General features: G+C 69.6%; 18 protein-coding genes and 1 tRNA gene. 6 read left to right on the top strand and 13 right to left on the bottom strand.

Going from position 1 to position 19,406, the window contains the following annotated elements:
• Nucleotide 1: 1 nt before the first annotated feature.
• On the top strand, nt 2–1,051 hold the full coding sequence (locus ACY0MJ_RS17005) for an MlaD family protein (RefSeq protein ID WP_462639721.1): 1,050 nt from the start codon (nt 2–4) through the stop codon (nt 1,049–1,051).
• On the top strand, nt 1,048–1,698 hold the full coding sequence (locus ACY0MJ_RS17000; RefSeq protein WP_462639720.1) for a hypothetical protein: 651 nt from the start codon (nt 1,048–1,050) through the stop codon (nt 1,696–1,698). The genes ACY0MJ_RS17005 and ACY0MJ_RS17000 overlap by 4 nt, the downstream gene beginning before the upstream one ends.
• 95 nt (nt 1,699–1,793) lie before the next feature.
• Here the strand turns inward: ACY0MJ_RS17000 and ACY0MJ_RS16995 are convergent, their stop codons facing one another.
• The 9 genes from ACY0MJ_RS16995 to ACY0MJ_RS16955 all read right to left on the bottom strand — a co-directional run bounded on the left by ACY0MJ_RS16995 (nt 1,794) and on the right by ACY0MJ_RS16955 (nt 12,497).
• Nucleotides 1,794–2,378 (bottom strand): alpha-ketoglutarate-dependent dioxygenase AlkB, encoded by a 585-nt coding sequence (locus ACY0MJ_RS16995; RefSeq protein WP_462639719.1) that lies wholly within the window; start codon nt 2,376–2,378, stop codon nt 1,794–1,796.
• A 91-nt stretch (nt 2,379–2,469) separates the two neighbouring features.
• A complete protein-coding gene (locus ACY0MJ_RS16990; RefSeq protein WP_462639718.1) occupies nt 2,470–2,997 on the bottom strand; it encodes a histone H1-like DNA-binding protein in 528 nt (175 codons plus the stop codon).
• 188 nt (nt 2,998–3,185) lie between these two features.
• A complete protein-coding gene (locus tag ACY0MJ_RS16985) occupies nt 3,186–4,406 on the bottom strand; it encodes a ribonucleotide-diphosphate reductase subunit beta (protein ID WP_462639717.1) in 1,221 nt (406 codons plus the stop codon).
• 149 nt (nt 4,407–4,555) lie between these two features.
• Nucleotides 4,556–7,477, bottom strand: a complete 2,922-nt coding sequence (locus tag ACY0MJ_RS16980; RefSeq protein ID WP_462639716.1) for a ribonucleoside-diphosphate reductase subunit alpha — start codon at nt 7,475–7,477, stop codon at nt 4,556–4,558.
• 252 nt (nt 7,478–7,729) lie between these two features.
• Nucleotides 7,730–8,323: a 1,6-anhydro-N-acetylmuramyl-L-alanine amidase AmpD gene (ampD, locus tag ACY0MJ_RS16975; protein ID WP_462639715.1), complete on the bottom strand. Its 594-nt coding sequence runs from the start codon at nt 8,321–8,323 to the stop codon at nt 7,730–7,732.
• On the bottom strand, nt 8,298–9,755 hold the full coding sequence (locus tag ACY0MJ_RS16970) for a sigma-54-dependent transcriptional regulator (protein ID WP_462639714.1): 1,458 nt from the start codon (nt 9,753–9,755) through the stop codon (nt 8,298–8,300). The genes ampD and ACY0MJ_RS16970 overlap by 26 nt, the downstream gene beginning before the upstream one ends.
• Nucleotides 9,755–11,473 carry a two-component system sensor histidine kinase NtrB gene (locus ACY0MJ_RS16965; RefSeq protein WP_462639713.1) on the bottom strand — a complete coding sequence of 573 codons (1,719 nt, stop codon included), beginning with the start codon at nt 11,471–11,473 and terminating at the stop codon, nt 9,755–9,757. Before ACY0MJ_RS16965 ends, ACY0MJ_RS16970 begins: the two co-directional genes overlap by 1 nt.
• Nucleotides 11,474–11,478: 5 nt before the next feature.
• Nucleotides 11,479–11,703 (bottom strand): PP0621 family protein, encoded by a 225-nt coding sequence (locus ACY0MJ_RS16960; RefSeq protein WP_462639712.1) that lies wholly within the window; start codon nt 11,701–11,703, stop codon nt 11,479–11,481.
• Nucleotides 11,700–12,497: a cytochrome C assembly family protein gene (locus tag ACY0MJ_RS16955; protein WP_462639711.1), complete on the bottom strand. Its 798-nt coding sequence runs from the start codon at nt 12,495–12,497 to the stop codon at nt 11,700–11,702. The genes ACY0MJ_RS16960 and ACY0MJ_RS16955 overlap by 4 nt, the downstream gene beginning before the upstream one ends.
• Nucleotides 12,498–12,573: 76 nt before the next feature.
• Here ACY0MJ_RS16955 and ffh point away from each other — a divergent pair, with 76 nt between their 5' ends.
• Complete coding sequence (gene ffh / locus ACY0MJ_RS16950) at nt 12,574–13,938, top strand: signal recognition particle protein (protein ID WP_462639710.1); 1,365 nt, start codon at nt 12,574–12,576, stop codon at nt 13,936–13,938.
• 13 nt (nt 13,939–13,951) lie between these two features.
• On the opposite strand, the gene miaB is transcribed toward ffh, so the two are convergent.
• The 4 genes from miaB to ACY0MJ_RS16930 all read right to left on the bottom strand — a co-directional run bounded on the left by miaB (nt 13,952) and on the right by ACY0MJ_RS16930 (nt 16,741).
• Nucleotides 13,952–15,277, bottom strand: a complete 1,326-nt coding sequence (gene miaB / locus ACY0MJ_RS16945) for a tRNA (N6-isopentenyl adenosine(37)-C2)-methylthiotransferase MiaB (RefSeq protein ID WP_462639709.1) — start codon at nt 15,275–15,277, stop codon at nt 13,952–13,954.
• An 8-nt stretch (nt 15,278–15,285) separates the two neighbouring features.
• Nucleotides 15,286–15,693 (bottom strand): hypothetical protein, encoded by a 408-nt coding sequence (locus ACY0MJ_RS16940; protein WP_462639708.1) that lies wholly within the window; start codon nt 15,691–15,693, stop codon nt 15,286–15,288.
• A gap of 82 nt (nt 15,694–15,775) precedes the next feature.
• Nucleotides 15,776–15,852, bottom strand: a tRNA-Met gene (locus tag ACY0MJ_RS16935).
• Between the two features lie 109 nt (nt 15,853–15,961).
• Entirely contained in the window at nt 15,962–16,741 is a 780-nt protein-coding gene (locus ACY0MJ_RS16930) for an enoyl-CoA hydratase (protein ID WP_462639707.1), read from the bottom strand.
• Nucleotides 16,742–16,839: 98 nt separating this feature from the next.
• On the opposite strand from ACY0MJ_RS16930, the gene ACY0MJ_RS16925 reads away from it, so the two are divergent.
• From ACY0MJ_RS16925 to paaK, 3 genes are read left to right on the top strand one after another with little or no spacing between them, the layout of a single operon-like run.
• Nucleotides 16,840–17,643 (top strand): enoyl-CoA hydratase-related protein, encoded by an 804-nt coding sequence (locus ACY0MJ_RS16925; RefSeq protein ID WP_462639706.1) that lies wholly within the window; start codon nt 16,840–16,842, stop codon nt 17,641–17,643.
• Nucleotides 17,640–18,089 (top strand): hydroxyphenylacetyl-CoA thioesterase PaaI, encoded by a 450-nt coding sequence (paaI, locus tag ACY0MJ_RS16920; protein ID WP_462639705.1) that lies wholly within the window; start codon nt 17,640–17,642, stop codon nt 18,087–18,089. Before ACY0MJ_RS16925 ends, paaI begins: the two co-directional genes overlap by 4 nt.
• Nucleotides 18,086–19,381 (top strand): phenylacetate--CoA ligase PaaK, encoded by a 1,296-nt coding sequence (paaK, locus tag ACY0MJ_RS16915; RefSeq protein ID WP_462639704.1) that lies wholly within the window; start codon nt 18,086–18,088, stop codon nt 19,379–19,381. Before paaI ends, paaK begins: the two co-directional genes overlap by 4 nt.
• Nucleotides 19,382–19,406: the final 25 nt, after the last annotated feature.

The raw sequence follows: 19,406 nt of genomic DNA, 5'->3' as shown, positions 1-19,406 counted from the left end.
CATGGCCGGCCCCTCCAAGCACACCCCGCCGCCGTCCCCCACCTCGCCGCCGCAGCCGGAAACCCCGGTGCAGAAGTCGGAGCCGGCGGCCAAGAACGTGCCGGTGCGCCATCTGGAGCTGAAGGCCACGCTTCTGCTGGCCTTCACCGTGGCGCTGATCGTCGCCTCGGCCCTGTTCCTGCTGCGCGCCCGCGGCTTCTTCGACCCCAAGCAGCAGCTGGTGCTGGTGGCCGACAACGCGGAGGGCGTCGTGGCCGGAATGGACCTCACCTTCTCGGGATTCCCGATCGGCACCGTCAAGAAGGTGTCGCTGGGGGAGCGCGGCAACGTGCGCATCGAGATCGACGTGATCGAGAAGGACGCGAAGTGGCTGCGCACCTCCAGCGTATTCACGCTGGTCAAGCCCCTGTTCGGCTCGGCGCAGCTGCGCGCCTACAGCGGCGTGCTGAGCGACCCGCCGCTGCCCGACGGCGCCGAGCGCCCGGTGCTGCGCGGCGACTTCAACGAGGAGATCGGCCGGGTGATCGGCGCGGCGAAGGACGTGCTGGACAACCTCAACGAGATCACGGCGCAGAACTCGGAACTGAACCGGGCCATGGCCAACCTGCAGGTCTTCACCGAGAAGCTGCAGAGCCGGCAGGGCGCGCTGCACGCGATCTTCGGCAACGAGGCGGACGCGCGCAAGCTGGTCGCCGCCGTGGAGCGCGCCAACGCGGCGATGGCGCAGATCCAGCGCCTGGCCGCCAACGGCGAGCGCCTGGTGCAGCACGCGGACACGCGCGTGTTCGGCCAGCAGGGCATCGCCGACGACGCGCAGGCCAGCATGCGCGAGCTGCGCGGCCTGCTGGGCGACGCCCGCGGCAGCCTGCAGCGCGTCGACTCCGTGCTGAAGGAGGCGCAGGGCATCGCCGGCAACGTCAACAAGGCGACGGAGGACCTGGGCAGCCTGCGCGCCGACGTGGAGGCCAACCTGCGCAAGATCGAGGACCTGATCAACGACCTCAATCGCAAGTGGCCCTTCGCGAAAGAACGCAAGATCGAACTGCCGTGAGCAAGCTGCTGCCCCTCGTCGTCCTGGCCCTGGCGCTCGCCGCCTGCGGCAGCAAGCCGCGCCAGCCGGACTGGCTGCTGGACGCCGATTCGGCGCAGGACCGCTTCGAGCGCGCGTACCTGCAGGGGCGCGACCGCGTGGCCGCCGCGGAGTTCGAGCGCTTCCGCACCGCCGTGAGCAGCACGGCGCACCCGGGGCTGGTGGCGCGCGCGGAGCTGACGCGTTGCGCCGTGCAGGTGGCGAGCCTCGACTTCGCGCCCTGCACGGGCTTCGAGCCGCTGCGCCGCGACGCGTCGGACAAGGAGCGCGCGTACGCCGACTTCCTCGCAGGCCGCGCCGTGCCGGAGCAGGCGAAGGCGCTGCCGGACGACTACCGCGGCATCGCCGAGGGCAAGGGCGGCGCCGGCGCGCTGAAAGGCATCAAGGACCCGCTCTCGCGCGTGATCGCCGCGGCCGTGCTGCTGCGCATGGAGAAGGCCGACCCGGAGGTGCTGAAGGAAGCCACCGACACGGCGTCGGGGCAGGGCTGGCGGCGGGCGGTGCTCGCGTGGCTGGGGGCGCAGGCGATGTGGGCGGAGAAGGCGGGGGCGGTGGAAGAGGCTGCGCGGCTGCGGCGGAGGATGGAGTTGGCGGCGGAAGAGCGCTGATTGCTGGGGTTCGCTGCGCTCACCGCCAGCCTACGAAGACCACCGCGACGGATCCCGTAGGCTGGCGGTGAGCGCAGCGAACCCCAGCAAGCACCTCACCGCCTCCGATCCGACGGCGTCCGCAAGGTGATCGAATACCGCAACAACTTCGCCGCCGGCACGCTGTGCTGCCAGGCCCAGCGCGCCGGCCCGCGCAGCAGGTAGATCGAGCGCGGCGCCACCACCACCTTCAGCGATTTCGTCTTCGCGCCCGTCTCGTGGGGCCAGGGCCGGAAGCGCAGCGCGGTTTCGTTGAGCAGCGAGATCCCGACGACGTCCTCGAAGTCCGGCACGTCGCGGTGCCAGCCGAGCGGCGTGCCGGGCCGGTATTCCGCGACCAGCGCCTGCGTGAAGCGCTCCGGCGCGATGCCGGCCCACGCGCCCGCGCGCTCGCACAGCGGCCGCAGCCAGTCGGGCAGCGGCTCGGCCTGCTCCAGCCGCTGCGCGCCGAAGTCGTACCGGCCGCCGTAGCTGACCACGCGGCGCAGCGCGGTGTACTGCTGGTATTGCATGGGCGCGAGGGGCAGCGCCTCGACGATGCGCAGGTAATGCGCCTCTTCCCCGGGCGTGAGGAAGGCCTCCTCGTAGCGCATGCCGGGCGGAAGCGCGGGAGGCGGGGCGCCGAAGAGGTCGGTCTGCATGGAGGAGGGAAGGAAAAGAAGAACGCCACGGGGATGCCGTGGCGTTCAGGAGGAAGACGGGGAAAACGCGTCGCGTCCTCCCCGTCCAGCCTCAGGGCTTCGCAGCCGTCGGAAACGGCCAGGCGGCCTGCGGGTTCAGCGTGGTCTGGGCCGCAGGAGCCGCGGGAGCGGAGGAAGCAGCCGGGCGGGAAGCCGGGGCCTTCTTCGCAGCCTTTCGCGCAGCCGGCGCTTTCGCAGCCTTCTTCGCGCCGCCGGAGGACTTCTTCGCGGCCTTCTTGGCGGTGCTCTTCTTGGCCGTCGCCTTGCGGGCGGTGGTCTTCTTCGCAGCCGACTTGCGGGCCGTGGTCTTCTTCGCCGCGGACTTCTTCGCGGCCGGGCGCTTCGCGGCGGCCTTCTTCGCCGCCGGGCGCTTCGCCGCAGCCTTCTTCGCGGCCGGACGCTTCGCGGCAGCCTTCTTGGCGGCCGGGCGCTTCGCCGCGGTCTTCTTCGCGGCCGGGCGCTTGGCGGCAGCCTTCTTGGCGGCCGGGCGCTTCGCCGTCGTCTTCTTCGCGGTCGCCTTCTTCGCAGCCGACTTGCGGGCCGGAGCCTTCTTCGCGGCCGATTTCTTCGCAGTTGCCATGTCACTATCTCCTGTTCAAGTTGACCAAAACATCAACCAAAGAACACTCCGCGCGTTGTTGGTGACGCGAAGCGATCCGTGCGGTTGGGCGCGCAGCCCAGCCCCACGAACACCATCGCCCGCCACGCGCCGGCCTCTTCGTGCCGTGCGCGTACGGGCGCTTATCCAAACCCACTCGCAGTTGCCGTTCAATCCCAGGAAAGAGCTCCACCCGTCTGGTATTCGATCACGCGGGTCTCGAAGAAATTGCGCTCTTTCTTCAGGTCAATCATCTCGCTCATCCAGGGGAAGGGGTTTTCCTCGTTGGGGAAAAGCGCTTCCAGGCCGATCTGCGTGGCGCGCCGGTTGGCGATGTAGCGCAGGTAGCCCTTGAACATGGAGGCGTTGAGTCCCAGCACGCCGCGGGGCATGGTGTCCTCGGCGTAGCGGTACTCGAGTTCGACGGCTTTGAGGAACAGGCCCTTGATCTCCGCCTTGAATTCGGCGGTCCACAGGTGCGGGTTCTCGAGCTTGATCTGGTTGATGAGGTCGATGCCGAAGTTGCAGTGCATCGACTCGTCGCGCAGGATGTACTGGTACTGCTCGGCAGCGCCGGTCATCTTGTTCTGCCGGCCCAGCGCCAGGATCTGGGTGAAGCCGACATAGAAGAACAGGCCTTCCATCAGGCAGGCGAAGACGATCAGGCTCTTGAGCAGCTTCTGGTCGGCTTCCGGCGTGCCGGTGCGGAAGTTGGGGTCCATGATCGCGTCGATGAACGGGATCAGGAATTCGTCCTTGTCGCGGATCGAGCCCACCTCGTGGTAGGCGTTGAAGATCTCGGACTCGTCCAGGCCCAGCGACTCCACGATGTACTGGTATGCGTGGGTGTGGATGGCCTCCTCGAAGGCCTGGCGCAGCAGGAACTGGCGGCACTCGGGCGCCGTGATGTGGCGGTAGGTGCCCAGGGTGATGTTGTTGGCGGCCAGCGAGTCGGCCGTGACGAAGAAGCCGAGGTTGCGCTTGATGATCCGGCGCTCGTCCTCGGACAACCCGTTCGGGTCCTTCCACAGGGCGATGTCGCGGTTCATGTTGATTTCCTGCGGCATCCAGTGGTTGGCGCAGGTCGCCAGGTACTTCTCCCAGGCCCACTTGTACTTGAAGGGGACGAGCTGGTTGACGTCGGTCTGGCCGTTGATGATGCGCTTGTCGGCGGCGGCGACGCGGCGCTTGCTGGTGGACTGCGCGGCGGGCTGCTGGGTGACGATGGGGGCGATCGGCGCGATCGCGCCGTCGTCGAGCGTGCGCAGCGCGGGCTGCGGAACGGCGACGGGCTGCGCGAGCGGTGCATGCGCCGCCTCGCGGTTCGGAAGCGAACCGCTCGCCACGGGCTTTGACGGTGTGGGCGTGACTTCGTCGTCCCAGGTCAACATAGGTTTTCCAGTGCTCGGATTATGTGAGCGCGGATGTGGAACTCAAAGTGTCCGTTCACATCCGGGTCGCATTTTGTTGCTTGATTGCATCGGCGTTCTGTCGGAGAACGCCGATACCCGCTTCATTTCGTTCGTGCGATGCGCGCCGCTTACTGGCACGCCTCGCAAGTCGGGTCGTCGACGCCGCAGAACTTGATGTCGGTCGCGGGCGTCGCCGCATCGAGCTGCGCGCGCGCCGCGGCGGCGGCGGCTTCCATCGCGCTGCTCGCGCCGTGGCCGCTGTTGCCGCTGCCGTTGCTCACCGCATTGAGCCGGCCGGACTGCACCGTGCTCTTCTCGGCCTGCGTCGCGCTGGTGGTGCGCAGGTAGTAGGTGGTCTTCAGGCCGCGCAGCCAGGCGAGCTTGTAGGTCTCGTCCAGCTTCTTGCCGGAGGCGCCCGCCATGTAGATGTTGAGCGACTGCGCCTGGTCGATCCACTTCTGGCGGCGGGCGGCGGCTTCCACCAGCCACACCGGCTCGACCTCGAAGGCGGTCGCGTACAGGGCCTTCACCTCCTGCGGCACGCGGTCGATCGGGCGCAGCGACCCGTCGAAGTGCTTGAGGTCCATCACCATCACGTCGTCCCACAGGCCCAGGCGCTTGAGGTCGCGCACCAGGTAGTGGTTGATCACCGTGAACTCGCCGGACAGGTTGGACTTGACCGAGAGGTTGCCGAAGCAGGGCTCGATCGAGGCGTCCACGCCGATGATGTTGGAGATGGTGGCCGTCGGGGCGATCGCGACGCAGTTGCTGTTGCGCATGCCGTCGGCGGCGATCTTCCTGCGCAGCGCGTCCCAGTCCAGCGTGGCGGACCGGTCGACGTCCACGTAGCCGTCGCCGCGCTGCTTCGCCAGCAGCTCCAGCGTATCCAGCGGCAGGATGCCCTGGTCCCACAGCGAGCCCTTGTAGCTGGAGTAGCGGCCGCGCTCGCGGGCCAGCTCGGTCGAGGCCCAGTAGGCGTGGTAGCAGACGGCCTCCATGGACTCGTCGGCGAACTGGATCGCCTCCTTGCTGGCGTAGGGGATGCGCAGCTCGTACAGCGCGTCCTGGAAGCCCATCACGCCCAGGCCCACCGGGCGGTGGCGCATGTTGGAGTCCCGGGCCTTCTTGACCGCGTAGTAGTTGATGTCGATCACGTTGTCGAGCATCCGCATGGCGGTGGAGATGGTCCGCTTGAGCTTCTCCTGGTCGATCTTCCCGTCCTTCAGGTGCTGCAGCAGGTTCACGGAGCCCAGGTTGCAGACGGCCGTCTCGGTGTCGGAGGTGTTCAGCGTGATCTCGGTGCAAAGGTTGGACGAGTGCACCACGCCCACGTGCTGCTGGGGCGAGCGCACGTTGCAGGCGTCCTTGAAGGTGATCCAGGGGTGGCCGGTCTCGAACAGCATCGAGAGCATCTTGCGCCACAGGTCGTTCGCCGGGATCGTCTTGCTGGGCTTGATCTCGCCGCGCTTCGCCTTCTCTTCATAGGCCAGGTAGGCCTTCTCGAACTCGGCGCCGAACTTGTCGTGCAGGTCGGGCACGGAGGAGGGCGAGAACAGGGTCCACTCGCCCTTTTCCATCACGCGGCGCATGAACAGGTCGGGGATCCAGTTGGCCGTGTTCATGTCGTGCGTGCGGCGGCGGTCGTCGCCGGTGTTCTTGCGCAGCTCCAGGAACTCCTCGACATCCAGGTGCCAGGACTCCAGGTAGGCGCAGACGGCGCCCTTGCGCTTGCCCCCCTGGTTGACGGCCACGGCCGTGTCGTTCACCACCTTCAGGAAGGGCACGACGCCCTGCGACTCGCCGTTGGTGCCCTTGATGTGCGAGCCCAGCGCGCGCACGCGCGTCCAGTCGTTGCCCAGGCCGCCCGCGAACTTGGACAGCAGCGCGTTCTCCTTGATGGACTCGTAGATGCCGTCCAGGTCGTCCGGCACCGTGGTCAGGTAGCAGGAGGACAGCTGCGAGCGCAGGGAGCCGCTGTTGAACAGCGTCGGCGTGGACGACATGAAGTCGAAGCTGGACAGCACCTCGTAGAACTCGATGGCGCGGGCTTCGCGGTCGATCTCGTTCAGCGCCAGGCCCATGGCCACGCGCATGAAGAAGGCCTGCGGCAGCTCGATGCGCGTCTTGCGCACATGCAGGAAGTAGCGGTCGTACAGGGTCTGCAGGCCCAGGTAGTCGAACTTCAGGTCGCGCTCGGCCTTCAGGGCCGCGCCCAGGCGCTTCAGGTCGTACTGCAGCAGCTTCTCGTCCAGCAGCTCGTTGTCCACACCCTTCTTGATGAAGAGGGGGAAGCTGTCGGCGTAGGCCGCGGCGCGCTCGGCCTGCGGCACTTCCTGGCCCAGGACTTCCTTGAAGATCGTGTGCAGCAGCAGGCGGGCCGTGACGAAGGTGTAGTCCGGCTCCTTCTCGATCAGGGTGCGGGCGGCCAGGATCGAGGCCTTGTAGACCTCGTCCAGCGGCACGCCGTCGTACAGGTTGCGCTGGGTCTCGGCCACGATCGGCTCCGGCCGGACGTCCGCGCCCAGGCCCGAGCAGGCGTCGACGATCAGCGCCTGCAGCGCGCCCGTGTCCAGCGGCACGCGCTGGCCGCGGTCCAGGACGTGCAGCTGCGGCGCGGCGGGGGCTTCCTGCTGCGCCTGCTTGGCGCGCTCCTGGGAGCGGCGCTCGCGGTACAGCACGTAGGCGCGGGCGACGTCGTGCTGGCCGCTGCGCATCAGCCCCAGTTCGACGGCGTCCTGCACGTCCTCGATGTGGAAGGTGCCGCCGCCGGGACGCGAGCGCACCAGGGCGCGCACCACCTGCTGCGTGAGCTGGTCCACCGTTTCGCGCACGCTGGCCGAAGCGGCGCCCTGGGTGCCGTGCACCGCCAGGAAGGCCTTCATCATCGCGATCGCGATCTTGTTCGGCTCGAACGGGACCACCGCGCCGTTGCGGCGGATGATCTGGTAGTGCGCCAGCGGCGCCGCGGCGGCGAGCGCGGACGGCGCCGCGCTCGTGGCGCCGAGGGCGCCGGAGGCGGGAACGGTGGGAGTGCTCAGGGCAGGTTGCATGCTTCTTCCTCTGCTGCGTGTGTTCTTCCGGAGGGGACCGAGTGTAATCGCCCCGCCAGCTGCAAAGCACTATAGATAGGGCCCACGGGCATTGCAAGCCACTAGATGTAGTGGTTACACGGAGCAAGGTGGTGCACCACCTGTGGACAAGCTTGTGGAGCGCCTGTGATGCGCGGAAAACGCGCAACGCGCGCGATCAATGCGTGAACTGCTTCGCGACGGTTGCGTTGTGGCGCGGCAACTGCCGGCGCCTCATGCGGGGAACCACTCCCGCGGCCAACCGAGTTCGCGTTGCAGCAGCGCCCAGTCGAAGCCCGGACCGGGGTCCTGCTTGCGCGCGGGGGCGATGTGCTCGTGGCCCGCGACGTGGCGGATCGGGTAGTGCTGCGCGATCGCGGCGCAGACGGCGGCGAGCGCCTCGTACTGCGCCGGCTCGAATGTTTCGCCCTCGAGGCCTTCCAGCTCGATGCCCACCGAGTCGTCGTTGCAGTTCGCGCGGCCGCGATACTGCGAGTTGCCGGCGTGCCACGCGCGTGCGTCGCAGCTCACGAACTGCAGGAGCGCGCCGTCGCGGCGGATGAAGAAGTGCGCCGACACCTGCATGCCGCGGATCTGCTGGAAGTAGGGATGCGCGTCCCAGTCCAGCGTGTTGGTGAACAGGCGTTGCACCTCGTCGCCGCCGTACACGCCGGGCGGCAGGCTGATCGAGTGCACCACCACCAGGTCGATGCAGGCGCCGGGCGGCCGCGGGCCGAAGTTGGGCGAGTCCACGCGGTGCGCGAAGCGGTACCAACCCGCCTGCCAGAGCGGGTCGCGCGCGTCAGGCGCTGCGGCCTTGCGGGTCATCGGCCTCCTCGCTGCCGGGCGTGGCGATGCCCAGGCGGGCGATGCGGTAGCGGATCTGCCGCAGGCTCAGGCCCAGGCGCTGCGCCGCCGCCGTGCGGTTGAAGTTGGTCTCGCGCAGGGTCTTCACCAGGATCTCGCGCTCCTGCTGGTCCAGGTAGGCCTGCAGGTCGTTCGGCACCGCCGGCGCGGCCGCGGCGTCCGGCGCCGCGGCAGCCGCTTCGCCGGACGGCAGGGGCAGCGCCGCGGAGGGCGCGAAGTCCACCTGCAGCTGCGAGCCCTCGCTGAGCGCGAGCGCGCGGTGCAGCAGGTTCTCCAGCTCGCGCACGTTGCCGGGCAGCGGATGCGCGCGCAGCTGCTCCAGCAGCTCCGGCGTGAGGCGTGGCGGGGCGATGCCCGTCTCCTGCGCGATGCGCGCGAGCACCGCCTCGCACAGGGCCGGCAGGTCCTCGCGCCGCTCGCGCAGCGGCGGCACCAGGATCTCGATCACGTTCAGGCGGTAGAACAGGTCCTGGCGGAAGCGGCCGGCCTGCACGTCGGCGGCCAGGTCCTTGTGCGTCGCGCTGACGATGCGCACGTCCACCGCGTCTTCCTGCGTGGAGCCCAGCGGGCGCACCTGCCGCTCCTGGATCGCGCGCAGCAGCTTGGACTGCATGGGCAGCGGGAGGTCGCCGATCTCGTCGAGGAACAGCGTGCCGTCGCGCGCCGCCTGGAAATAGCCTTCGCGGTCGGCGCTCGCGCCGGTGTACGAGCCCTTCCTGGCGCCGAAGAACTCGGCCTCCAGCAGCGCCTCGGGGATCGCGCTGCAGTTCACGGCCACGAAGGGGCCGCTGGCGCGGTGGCTGCAGGCGTGGATCGCGCGCGCGACCAGTTCCTTGCCCGTGCCCGATTCGCCGCGCACGAGCACCGGGGCCATGCTGCGGGCGACCTTGGCGATGCGTTCCTTCACCGTGCGCATGGGGGCGGAGTCGCCCACGAGCCGCTGCAGCGCAGCCTCGCCGGACGGCAGGCCGCTGGCGGCCGGCGCACGCGGGCTTCCCGCCGTGCGGCGCTCGCCGCCTTCCTGCAGGGCGGAGGCGACCACGCTGCGGAACTGCTTCAGGTCCACCGGCTTGGTGAGGTAGTCGAAGGCGCCGGCCTTCAGCGCCTCCACCGCGTTCTCGGCGGAGCCGTAGGCCGTCATCACGACGCAGCGCTCGGGCCGCTGCTGCGCCGTCATGCGCTGCAGCAGGTCGAGCCCCAGGCCGTCGGGCAGGCGCATGTCGGTGATCACGGCGTCGAAGCGGCGCTCCTCCAGCATCTGCAGGGCCTCGCCCATGGTGCCGGCGGCGTCGACGCGGTAGCCCTCGCGCAGCAGCGTCAGCTCGTAGAGGGTGCGCAGGTCCGGCTCGTCGTCGACGACCAGGATGTGGGCAGGGGACGCGGCTTGGGGCATCAGGCGCGTATTGTGGCAAAGGGTGCCGCGTCCGGCATCTCGCTCGTGCGCGTGCGGAATGTCACGCCGAAGCTGTTGCCCTCGCGGCCGCTGCCGTCGGGTGCCGGGCCGCGCGCGTAGGTGATCAGGGCGCCGTGGCGGTCGCACAGTTCGCGGCAGATGTACAGGCCCAGGCCGCTGGAGCGGCTCTCGGAGGAGAAGAAGGGCTCGAACAGGTGGCGCTGCACGCCGGGGTCCAGCGGGGCGCCGTCGCTCCAGACGTGCAGCCGCGCCTGCGACAGGTTGAGGTCGGTCGCCACGATGATCGAACCCGGCCGCGCCGACGCATGGCGCAGCGCGTTGTCCAGCAGGTTCACCAGCACGCGCCGCAGGTGCTCGCCATCGAAGGCGGCCCAGGCGGGGCTGGAGGCCGTGCGCACCTGCAGGCGCTCGCCGGCGCGGGCGTTGCGCTCCCATTCGGCGACCAGCACCTGCACCACCTGGTCCAGCTCCAGCCAGTCGGTGCTGGGCGCCTGCACGCGGGCGAGGTTGAGGATCTCCTCGACGATCTGCGACAGCCGCTGCGTGTTCTTGCCCACCAGCGCCGCGAGCTGCTGGTGGCCCGGGTCGGAGAGTTCCTCCGCCAGCAGGCCGTTCGCCTGCGCGATGGCGGCGAGGGGATTGCGGATCTCGTGCGCCACGGCGGCCGACATGCGGCCCATCGCGGCCAGCTTCTCGGTGCGCAGCCGCGCCTCGGCCTCGCGCAGGTCCTGCAGGAACATGACGCACAGCGCGTCGGCGTACGGGTCCTGCGGCGGCGTGAGCCGGGTGCGCACGCGCAGGTGCAGGCGTTCGCCCGGTGCGAGCTGCAGCGCGAGCTCGGCGGACTGCTCGTCGCCGCTGTCGAAGGTGCGCTGCGCCAGCGCCGCCAGCGGCTTCCAGGCCGGGCGCGACAGCAGCGCGAGCGACGCGGGCGCCTCGCGCGCCTGCCAGCCCAGCAGCGTGCGCGCCGCGGGGTTGGCCGCGTGGATGCGCCAGTCGGCGCCGACCACCAGCAGCCCCTCGCTGAGCGTGTCGATCACCAGTTCGTTGACGTGCGCCTGCGTGCGCGCCGCGGAGAGGCTGCGCCGCGCCGCCAGTTCCTCGCGCGCGAGCCGCACCGCCAGCTGGTTCGCCAGCAGCGCCACGACGAAGTAGCCGCCGCCCGCCAGGCCGGCCTGCACCAGGCGCGAGGTGTGCTCCGCCGCCTCCAGCGACATCACCCAGCCGTCGGCCAGCAGCAGCAGCGTCACGCCGGCCGCGGTGCCCAGGGCCAGCAGGCTGGAGCCGAGCACCGAGGCGGTCAGCACCGGCAGGGCGAACAGGGGCGAGTAGTTGAGCCCCGCCGCCTGCAGGAACTGCAGCGTGGAGAAGGCGAGCAGGTCGATGCCGATGCTGAAGACCCATTGCGGGTCGAAGCTGCGGCCGGGCGCCGACGGCCGCGTGAACACGCGCACCGCCACGGCCGCGGCCAGGTAGGCGACGCACAGGGCCAGCTGCCAGTAGTCGAGCGGCGCGGTCTCCGAGACCATCAGCATGCCCAGCACCAGCAGCAGCACGAGGGCGATGCCGATGCGGGCCATCATGAAGCCGACCCACAGCCGGTGGAAGGGCCGCGCCTCGGGCAGCACCGGCAGGGCCGGCGCCTCCCAGGTCCACGTGGAGTGGCCCCAGGTGGAAGGCGGCAGGGGGGCGGCCATGGTCTTCAGCGGCCGGCGCGCAGCCGGTGCTCGTTGCAGCAGTAGTAGCGGCCGTCGGCGCCGCGCACGGCGTCGGGCCGGGGCAGGTGCACGCCGCAGGCGGTGCAGCTCACCATCTCCTGCGGCGCGGCCAGGGGCGGGCGGTGCGTGGACTGGCGCTCCCGGATGCGCCCGTTGCGCCACACGAGGTAGGCGATCACCAGGACCGCCAGGAGCACGAGGTATTTCATGGCGTGCGTCCCAGCACCACTTCCAGCACGAAGCGCGAGCCCACGTAGGCCAGCAGCAGCAGCACGGAGCCGATGTAGATCACGTTGACGGCGCGGCGGCCGCGCAGCCCGAAGCGCGCGCGTCCCAGCAGCAGCGCGGCGAAGACGATCCACGACAGCACCGAGAACACCGACTTGTGGTCCCAGCGCCAGGCGCGCCCGTACAGCACCTCGGAAAAGAAGATGCCCGCCACCAGCGTGCCCGTGAGCAGCACGAAGCCGGCGCCGGCGAAGCGGAAGGTCAGCCGCTCCAGCGTGAGCAGCGGCAGGCCGGCCTGCGGCTCCGCGCCTTCGCGGATGCTGCGCTCCACGCGCTGCAGCAGCCAGGCGTGCACGGCCGCCGCGGCGAACAGGCCGTAGGCGGCCACCCCGAGCGCCCAGTGCAGCGACAGCCAGGGCGACGCGCTCACGTGCAGCGGTGCGCCCGGGAACACCAGGGCCAGCAGCACCGCCGCCGCGCCCAGGCCGAACAGGGCCCAGCGCGCCTGCAGCTGCGGGAACATCTGCCGCTCCACGGCGTAGACCGTCAGCACCAGCCAGGCAGTGACCGACAGCGCCGGCGCGAAGCCGAAGCGCGGCGGGTGCCCGAACAGGCTCCAGACCAGTGACGCCGCATGCAGCAGCCAGGCCGCGAGCAGGGCCCGGCGCGCGGCCGCTTCGCTCAGCCGCGACGCCCCCGCGGCGGGGACCGCATAGGCGGCCGCCGCGGCCAGGCTCAGCGCCACACCCGCGGGGGACGCACTGGATAAAATCATGGGAGAAGTTTAGCCCCCCGGCTTTCCCGCGCCCTTCGCGCCCCGCCCGCCTGTGGCGCAACCCCCACTCCCTTCCATGGCCTCCGCCCTCTCCGACAAACTCTCCCGGCTCGTGAAGCAGATGCGCGGCCAGGCCCGCATCACCGAAGACAACGTGCAGGAGATGCTCCGCGAGGTCCGCATGGCGCTGCTGGAGGCCGACGTCGCGCTGCCGGTGGTGCGCGACTTCGTCGCCCGCGTGAAGGAGAAGGCGCTGGGCCAGGAGGTCGTGGGCTCGCTCAACCCGGGGCAGGCGCTGGTGGGCATCGTCCACCGCGAGCTGGTGGCCACCATGGGCGCGGGCGTCAGCGACATCAACCTGGCGGCGCAGCCGCCGGCGGTGATCCTGATGGCCGGCCTGCAGGGCGCCGGCAAGACGACCACGACGGCCAAGCTCGCCAAGCACCTGATCGAGAAGCGCAAGAAGAAGGTGCTGACGGTCTCGGGCGACGTCTACCGCCCGGCCGCCATCGAGCAGCTGAAGACGGTGACGAAGCAGGCCGGCGCCGAGTGGTTCCCCAGCACGCCGGACCAGAAGCCGGTGGACATCGCGCGGGCCGCGGTGGACTTCGCGCGCAAGCAGTACTTCGACGTGCTGCTGGTCGACACGGCCGGCCGCCTCGCGATCGACGAGGCGATGATGCGCGAGATCAAGGAACTGCACGCGGCCGTCCACCCGGTGGAGACGCTGTTCGTGGTGGACGCCATGCAGGGCCAGGACGCGGTCAACACGGCCAAGGCCTTCAAGGAGGCGCTGCCGCTCACCGGCATCGTGCTGACCAAGCTGGACGGCGACTCGCGCGGCGGCGCGGCGCTGTCGGTGCGCCAGGTGACGGGCGCGCCCATCAAGTTCGCCGGCGTCAGCGAGAAGATCGACGGCCTGGAGGTGTTCGACGCGGAGCGCCACGCGGGCCGCATCCTGGGCATGGGCGACATCGTGGCCCTGGTCGAACAGGTGCAGGCCGGCGTGGACATGGAGGCGGCGCAGAAGCTCGCCGCCAAGGTCAAGAGCGGCGAGGGCTTCGACCTGAACGACTTCCTGGCGCAGATCCAGCAGATGAAGCAGATGGGCGGCCTCTCCACGCTGATGGACAAGATGCCGGCGCAGGTGCAGGCCAAGGCCGGCCAGGTCGACATGGAGAAGGCCGAGCGCGACGTGCGGCGCAAGGAAGGCATCATCTGCAGCATGACGCCGGCCGAGCGCCGCAAGCCCGAGATCATCAAGGCCACCCGCAAGCGCCGCATCGCCGCCGGCGCCGGCGTCCAGGTCCAGGAGGTCAACCGCCTGCTCAACGAGTTCGAGCAGATGCAGGCCATGATGAAGAAGATGAAGGGCGGCGGGCTGATGAAGATGATGAAGCGCATGGGCGGCGGCAAGGGCATGCCCAAGCTTCCTTTCTAGCCCGAGGCCGCCCTCAGGCCGCGACGGCGACCTCGCCGCGCAGCGAATGCGGCAGCGCCTCGGTGATCGTCACGTCCACCATCTCGCCCACCAGGCGCTTGTCGCCGGCGAAGTTGACGATGCGGTTGCACTCGGTGCGGCCCATCAGCTCGTTCGGGTCCTTGCGGGAAGGCCCTTCGACGAGGATGCGCTGCACGGTGCCGACGCGGCTCGCGCTGATGCGCTGCACGTTCTCCTCCAGCACGGCCTGCAGGTGCTGCAGGCGCTCGAGCTTCACGGCGTGCGGCGTGTCGTCGTGCAGGTTGGCCGCCGGCGTGCCGGGGCGCGGGCTGAAGATGAAGGAGAAGCTGGCGTCGTAACCGACGTCCTCCACCAGCTTCATCAGCTTCGCGAAATCCTGTTCGGTCTCGCCGGGGAAGCCGACGATGAAGTCGGAGGACAGCGAGAGCTGCGGCCGCACGGCCCGGAGCTTGCGGATCGTGCTCTTGTACTCCATGGCGGTGTAGTTGCGCTTCATCGCCATCAGGATGCGGTCGCTGCCGTGCTGCACCGGCAGGTGCAGGTGGCTCACCAGCTGCGGCACCTTGCCGTAGACGTCCACCAGGCGCTGCGTGAACTCGTTCGGGTGGCTGGTCGTGTAGCGGATGCGCTGGATGCCGGGGATCTCCGCCACGTACTCGATCAGCAGGGCGAAGTCGGCGATCTCGCTCGTGCCGGCCATGGCGCCGCGGTAGGCGTTGACGTTCTGCCCGAGCAGCGTCACTTCCTTCACGCCCTGGTCGGCCAGGCCGGCGATCTCGGTCAGCACGTCCTCGAAGGGCCGCGAGACTTCCTCGCCGCGGGTGTAGGGCACCACGCAGTAGCTGCAGTACTTGGAGCAGCCTTCCATGATGGAGACGAAGGCCGAAGCGCCGTCGACCCGCGCGGGCGGCAGGTGGTCGAACTTCTCGATCTCGGGGAAGCTGATGTCCACCTGCGGGCGCTGCTGGCGCTCGCGCGCGTGCAGCAGTTCCGGCAGGCGGTGCAGCGTCTGCGGGCCGAACACCACGTCCACGTAGGGCGCGCGCTCGATGATGGCCGCGCCTTCCTGGCTGGCGACGCAGCCGCCCACGCCGATCAGCACGCCCTTCTTCTTCAGGTGCTTCACGCGGCCGAGGTCGGAGAACACCTTCTCCTGCGCCTTCTCGCGCACCGAGCAGGTGTTGAACAGGATCAGGTCGGCCTGCTCCGGGTCCTGCGTGGGCTCGTAGCCTTCGGCCGCGTGCATGACGTCCGCCATCTTGTCCGAGTCGTACTCGTTCATCTGGCAGCCGAAGGTCTTGATGTACACCTTCTTCATGGGGGCGCTCACTTCAGCAGCAGCCAGCGGGTCTGCCAGATCATGTCCAGCAGCTCGTTGAAGCGCTTGTAGCCGTTCGGGTCGCCGGTGGTGACGCCGCCGACCTTGGTGTATTCCTCCTGGTTCAGCAACCAGACCTCGTGCACCAGCCCGGCGCTGTCGCGCTTGTAGACGGTGTAGAGCGTCTTGCCGGCCAGCGCGCCGGACAGCACCAGCATGTTGTTGCGGTCGCGCACGCGCGCGCCGGGCGACAGGCGATCGGGCTTGCCGTCCACCGTGATGATCGGCGGCGTGGCGCTGACGGCGATGATGGCGGGCTTGACGTCCCTGGGCGCATCGCGCATCACGGCCTGGCCGAATGCGGCGGTGGCGGCGAGGGCGACGCCGGCAAGGAAGAGGCGGGTCCAGCGGTTCATGGTGTAGATCCAGAGGCTGTGAAAACGACAAAGGCACTGTGGTGGACAGTGCCTCTGCTTGTCAACGCGGAGCGTTGTAATCTGGTGGCGCTTCAGGGACTCGAACCCCGGACCTGCGGATTATGATTCCGTCGCTCTAACCAACTGAGCTAAAGCGCCTGTGAGCCCGCGATTATAGCCAAAGGTTCGGGGGGGTCGGTGGGGTTCGCTTCGCTCACCTGCCGGCGGCGCGCCGCCGCCACCCTACGGGGGCCGGCGACCGGGAAGCTCAGCGGTGCTTGAACTGCGCCTTGCGCTTCTCCACGAAGGCCGCCATGCCTTCCTTCTGGTCCTCGGTGGCGAAGAGGGCGTGGAACAGGCGCCGCTCGAACATCACGCCGTCGGCCAGGCCGCTCTCGAAGGAGCGGTTGACCGACTCCTTGGCCGCCAGCACCGCCAGCTGCGAGTAGTCGCAGATCTGCAGGGCGGCGCCCAGGGCCTCCTCCATCAGCTTGTCCAGCGGCACGATGCGGCTCACCAGGCCCGCGCGCTCCGCTTCGGTGGCGTCCATCATGCGGCCCGTGAGCGCCAGGTCCATGGCCTTGGCCTTGCCCACCGCCCGCGGCAGGCGCTGCGTGCCGCCGGCGCCCGGAATGATGCCCAGCTTGATCTCGGGCTGGCCGAACTTCGCGTTGTCGGCGGCGATGATGAAGTCGCACATCATGGCCAGCTCGCAGCCGCCGCCCAGGGCGAAGCCGCTCACGGCGGCGATCACCGGCTTGCGGATCGAGCGGATCGTCTCCCAGTTGCGCGTGATGTAGTCGGTCTTGTAGACGTCGGCGAACTGGTAGGTCGCCATCGCCCCGATGTCGGCGCCGGCGGCGAAGGCCTTCTCGCTGCCGGTGAGCACCATGCAGCCGATCGCGTCATCGCCGTCGAAGGCCTTCATGGCCTGGCCGAGCTCGTCCATCAGCTCGTTGTTCAGGGCGTTGAGCTGCTTGGGGCGGTTCAGCGTGATGACGCCCACCTTGCCTGCTTCGGTGCGCACGTTGATGAATTCGTAGGCCATGCCGGTCTCTCCTGGGGTTCGGGGCAACTATAACCAAGGGAAACCATGCTGCGGACCGCACCGCCCCCGGTGCTAGATTCGGCGGCGAAGGAGACCCCATGAGCGAAGCCAACGTCCTGTGCGAACTGCGCGGAAGCGTCGCCCTCGTGACGCTGAACCGGCCGCAGTCCCTCAACAGCTTCACGCGGCAGATGCACCGCGACCTGTGGGCGGTGCTGGACCGCATCGACGGCGACAAGGCCGTGCGCGCCGCCGTCATCACCGGCGCGGGCCGCGGCTTCTGCGCCGGCGCCGACCTCGCCGAATTCGACTTCGAGCCCGGACCCGACCTCGTGCAGCGCGCGGACCCCGGCCCAGTGATCGAGCAGGCCTTCAACCCCAGCGTGCGCAAGCTGATGGCGTTGCGCGTGCCCACGATCGCGGCCGTCAACGGCGTCGCGGCGGGCGCGGGCGCCTCCTTCGCGATGGCCTGCGACCTCGCCGTCGCCGCTTCCAGTGCCTCGTTCATCCAGGCCTTCAGCCGCATCGGCCTCGTGCCCGACGCCGGCGGCAGCTGGTTCCTGGTGAAGAAGCTGGGGCTGGCCCGCGCCATGGGCTGCGCGATGCTGGGCGACAAGCTGGGCGCGCAACAGGCCAAGGAATGGGGAATGATCTGGGACGTCGCGCCCGAGGGGCAGGACTGCGTGGCCGTGGCGATGCAGCTGGCCGAACGGCTGGCCGTGCTGCCCACGACCGCGCTGGTGCAGACCCGCAGGCTGCTGCGCGCCGCCGCGACCAACGAGCTCGAGGCGCAGCTGCAGCTGGAACGCGACACGCAGTCGGCGCTCGGCAAGACCCACGACTACATCGAGGGCGTGATGGCCTTCCGCGAGAAGCGCCCGGCGCAGTTCACAGGCGAATGAGCAGCAAGCTTTCCCCCGCCGCCCTGGCCGCCCGCGTGGGCGAGGCGATGTTCGCCGTGGACGCCGCGTCCAAGGACTTCATGCAGATGGAACTGGTCGCCTGCGAGCCCGGGCGCGCCGTCATGCGCATGAAGGTGCGCGCGCCCATGCTCAACGGCCACCAGATCTGCCACGGCGGACTGATCTTCACGCTGGCGGACTCCACCTTCGCCTTCGCCTGCAACAGCCACAACAAGGTCACCGTGGCGGCCGGCTGCAGCATCGAATTCCTCAAGCCCGCGCGGCTCGACGACGTGCTCACCTGCGAGGGCGTCGAGCAGGTGCTGCAGGGCCGGCACGGCATCTACGACATGAAGGTCACCAACCAGCGCGGCGAGGTCATCGCGGTGTTCCGCGGCAAGAGCGCCAGCATCCAGGGCACGGTGATCCCGGAGGACGAGACATGAAGCAATTCCCGCTGGAACCCATCGAGAAGGCGAGCGTCGACGAACTGCGCGCCCTGCAGCTGAAGCGCCTGAAGGCGACGCTGCACCACGCCTATGCGAACTCGCCCGCCTACAGGCGCAAGTTCGACGTCGCCGGCGTGCATCCGGAGGACTGCCGCAGCCTGGCCGACCTGGCGAAGTTCCCCTTCACCACCAAGGCGGACCTGCGCGAGGGCTATCCCTTCGGCATGTTCGCCGTGCCGCGCGAGCAGTGCGTGCGCATCCACGCCTCGAGCGGCACCACCGGCAAGCCGACCGTCGTGGGTTACACGAAGAACGACATCGAGACCTGGTCGACCGTGATGGCGCGCAGCATCCGCGCCTCGGGCGCGCGGCCCGGCGAGATGGTGCACGTGAGCTACGGCTACGGCCTGTTCACCGGCGGCCTGGGCGCGCACTACGGCGCCGAGAAGCTGGGGCTCACGGTCGTGCCCTTCGGCGGCGGCCAGACCGAGCGCCAGGTGCAGCTGATCCACGATTTCCGGCCCGACATCATCATGGTCACGCCCAGCTACATGCTGGCGATCGCCGACGAGTTCGAGCGGCAGGGTCTGGACCCGCGCGAATCCAGCCTGCGCCTGGGCATCTTCGGCGCCGAGCCCTGGACCAACGACATGCGCGCGAAGATCGAGCAGCGCCTGGGCATGGACGCGGTCGACATCTACGGCCTGTCGGAAGTGATGGGGCCGGGCGTGGCCAACGAGTGCATCGAGACCAAGGACGGCCCGACGATCTGGGAGGACCACTTCTATCCCGAGGTGATCGATCCCGAGACGGGCGAGCCGGTGGCGGAGGGCGAACTGGGCGAGCTGGTGTTCACCAGCCTCACCAAGGAGGCGCTGCCCATCGTGCGCTACCGCACGCGCGACCTCACCCGCCTGCTGCCCGGCACCGCGCGCACGATGCGCCGCATGGAGAAGATCACGGGCCGCAGCGACGACATGATGATCGTGCGCGGCGTCAACGTCTTCCCGACGCAGATCGAGGAGCTGATCCTGCGCCAGTCCGTGCTGGCGCCGCACTACCAGTGCATCCTCACGCGCGAGGGGCCGCTGGACGCGCTGACGGTGGCCGTCGAGGCCGGCCCCGGCCTGCCCCACGACCACGGCGAGGTGCAGGCCGCGGGTGAGCGGCTGGCGCACGACATCAAGGTCTACGTGGGCACCAGCGCGCGCATCGAGCTGCGCCCGGCGGGCGGCATCGAGCGCAGCATGGGGAAGGCGAAGCGGGTGGTGGACCAGCGGAAGCTCTAGCTTTCCGTCATCCCCGCGCCCTCCC

The organism is Ramlibacter sp. bp-362, assembly GCF_054956735.1.
This window is presented reverse-complemented; position numbering and strand designations above follow the sequence as displayed.

What these genes read in the sequence shown, in the direction of transcription:
- ACY0MJ_RS17005 (WP_462639721.1), top strand. Translation starts at nt 2, where the DNA reads ATGGCCGGCCCCTCCAAGCACACCCCGCCGCCGTCCCCCACCTCGCCG.
- ACY0MJ_RS16995 (WP_462639719.1), bottom strand. Translation starts at nt 2,378, where the DNA reads ATGCAGACCGACCTCTTCGGCGCCCCGCCTCCCGCGCTTCCGCCCGGC.
- ACY0MJ_RS16990 (WP_462639718.1), bottom strand. Translation starts at nt 2,997, where the DNA reads ATGGCAACTGCGAAGAAATCGGCCGCGAAGAAGGCTCCGGCCCGCAAG.
- ACY0MJ_RS16985 (WP_462639717.1), bottom strand. Translation starts at nt 4,406, where the DNA reads ATGTTGACCTGGGACGACGAAGTCACGCCCACACCGTCAAAGCCCGTG.
- ACY0MJ_RS16980 (WP_462639716.1), bottom strand. Translation starts at nt 7,477, where the DNA reads ATGCAACCTGCCCTGAGCACTCCCACCGTTCCCGCCTCCGGCGCCCTC.
- ampD (WP_462639715.1), bottom strand. Translation starts at nt 8,323, where the DNA reads ATGACCCGCAAGGCCGCAGCGCCTGACGCGCGCGACCCGCTCTGGCAG.
- ACY0MJ_RS16970 (WP_462639714.1), bottom strand. Translation starts at nt 9,755, where the DNA reads ATGCCCCAAGCCGCGTCCCCTGCCCACATCCTGGTCGTCGACGACGAG.
- ACY0MJ_RS16965 (WP_462639713.1), bottom strand. Translation starts at nt 11,473, where the DNA reads ATGGCCGCCCCCCTGCCGCCTTCCACCTGGGGCCACTCCACGTGGACC.
- ACY0MJ_RS16960 (WP_462639712.1), bottom strand. Translation starts at nt 11,703, where the DNA reads ATGAAATACCTCGTGCTCCTGGCGGTCCTGGTGATCGCCTACCTCGTG.
- ACY0MJ_RS16955 (WP_462639711.1), bottom strand. Translation starts at nt 12,497, where the DNA reads ATGATTTTATCCAGTGCGTCCCCCGCGGGTGTGGCGCTGAGCCTGGCC.
- ffh (WP_462639710.1), top strand. Translation starts at nt 12,574, where the DNA reads ATGGCCTCCGCCCTCTCCGACAAACTCTCCCGGCTCGTGAAGCAGATG.
- miaB (WP_462639709.1), bottom strand. Translation starts at nt 15,277, where the DNA reads ATGAAGAAGGTGTACATCAAGACCTTCGGCTGCCAGATGAACGAGTAC.
- ACY0MJ_RS16940 (WP_462639708.1), bottom strand. Translation starts at nt 15,693, where the DNA reads ATGAACCGCTGGACCCGCCTCTTCCTTGCCGGCGTCGCCCTCGCCGCC.
- ACY0MJ_RS16930 (WP_462639707.1), bottom strand. Translation starts at nt 16,741, where the DNA reads ATGGCCTACGAATTCATCAACGTGCGCACCGAAGCAGGCAAGGTGGGC.
- ACY0MJ_RS16925 (WP_462639706.1), top strand. Translation starts at nt 16,840, where the DNA reads ATGAGCGAAGCCAACGTCCTGTGCGAACTGCGCGGAAGCGTCGCCCTC.
- paaI (WP_462639705.1), top strand. Translation starts at nt 17,640, where the DNA reads ATGAGCAGCAAGCTTTCCCCCGCCGCCCTGGCCGCCCGCGTGGGCGAG.
- paaK (WP_462639704.1), top strand. Translation starts at nt 18,086, where the DNA reads ATGAAGCAATTCCCGCTGGAACCCATCGAGAAGGCGAGCGTCGACGAA.